General features: G+C 68.5%; 2 protein-coding genes. Both read left to right on the top strand.

Translation table 11 applies throughout. From position 1 onward, the window contains the following. A partial coding sequence (locus DSP71_RS19025; RefSeq protein ID WP_113681830.1) for an FCD domain-containing protein occupies positions 1-174 on the top strand: 174 nt, incomplete at its 5' end. A gap of 137 nt (positions 175-311) precedes the next feature. Then, positions 312-1,472, top strand: coding sequence for an ABC transporter ATP-binding protein (locus DSP71_RS19020; RefSeq protein ID WP_113681829.1), 1,161 nt, complete (start codon positions 312-314; stop codon positions 1,470-1,472). Positions 1,473-1,521: the final 49 nt, after the last annotated feature.

Genomic DNA, 1,521 nt, shown 5'->3' with positions numbered 1-1,521 from the left:
GTCAATGCATGGCTCGATACGTTCCCGCTGATGCCGCGCAACATCCAGCACTCGGGGGAGCAGCACGAGAGCATCGTCTCCGCGATCCTCGCCGGACGTCCGGATGCTGCCGAGGCGGCGATGCGCGATCATCTCGCCGGGTCCGAAGCCCTGCTGCGTGGCTTCCTCCTCTGATCGGTGCCAATCGGTCGCCATTTCCTGAATCGGCAACGGATACCGTTGCGAAATCATCAAGAGGCTTCCGATTTCGCTATACCTGACGCCTTTCCTGTGACAGACTCGCGACAAGCGAATCTCAATGGGGAGGCTCCATGCCCGACAACACCCGAATGTCGACGGCGACACTCGATGCACCCACCGCCGCCGGCGCGGTCCACATCGACGGCGTCACCAAGCGTTATGGCACCGCCACCGCCGTCGACGACCTGACCCTCGACGTGCAACAGGGGGAGTTCCTCTCCCTGCTCGGCCCGTCCGGCTGCGGGAAGACGACCACCCTGCGCATGATCGCGGGCTTCGAATACCCGGATGCCGGGGACATCCGCATCTCCGGCCGCAGCGTCTTGAACCTCCCCCCGTATCGGCGCGAGGTGAACACCGTCTTCCAGGCGTACGCCCTGTTCCCGCACCTCACGGTCGCCGAGAACGTGGCGTACGGGCTGCAGCAGCGGCGCGTGCCCAAGGCCGAGCAGCGGGAACGGGTGAGCGAAGCACTCGACATGGTGCAGCTGCGCGCCTTCGCCGACCGCAAGCCCACACAGCTCTCCGGTGGACAGCAGCAGCGCATCGCTCTGTCGCGTGCACTCATCAACCGGCCGAGTGTGCTCCTGCTCGACGAGCCGTTGGCGGCACTGGACCGCCAGCTGCGCGAGGAGATGCAGCTCGAGCTCAAGCTGCTGCAGGCGCGGCTGGGCACGACCTTCGTATTCGTCACCCACGATCAGGCCGAGGCGCTCTCGATGAGCGATCGGATCGCCGTGATGCGCGCGGGGCGGATCGAGCAGCTCGATGCGCCGGACGCCATCTACGCGGAGCCGGCCTCCGCCTACGTGGCGTCGTTCATCGGCCAGCAGAACTTCGTGCACGGCACGGTTCGGGCAGATGGGGAGGCGGTCGACACGGCCATCGGCGTGATCGCGGGCCGCTGGGGTGGGGAGCATGTGGCGGCGGGGCAGCCGGCCGTCGCCGCCATCCGGCCGGAGTACATCCGTCTGGAACAGGGCGAAGGCGGGGGCGTCCCCGGGCGCGTGATCGGTGTCTCGCACCTGGGTGAGACCCTCCAGGTCGCTGTCCGCGTCGGCGAGGACGCCACGTTCCTCTCGCGCATGCCGGCCCCGACCGCGCCGCGGGTGGGAGTCGATGACGCCGTCCGCTGTGTGTGGGATCCCGCGGATGCGCGGCTGTTCGCCGCCGAGGGCATCCCCACCACCGCGACGCACGTGATCACCCTGCCCAAGGACGGCGGGCTGTGACGGGCGCTCCTCCGGTGCGCGTGCTCGCACAGCGGAGTGCCGCGCGGGT

Origin of the sequence: Microbacterium sp. H6, assembly GCF_003314775.1 — a bacterium.
Taxonomy (GTDB): domain Bacteria; phylum Actinomycetota; class Actinomycetes; order Actinomycetales; family Microbacteriaceae; genus Microbacterium; species Microbacterium oxydans.
Note: the sequence above shows the minus strand (reverse complement) of the source record. Positions and strands in the feature narration are given on the sequence as shown.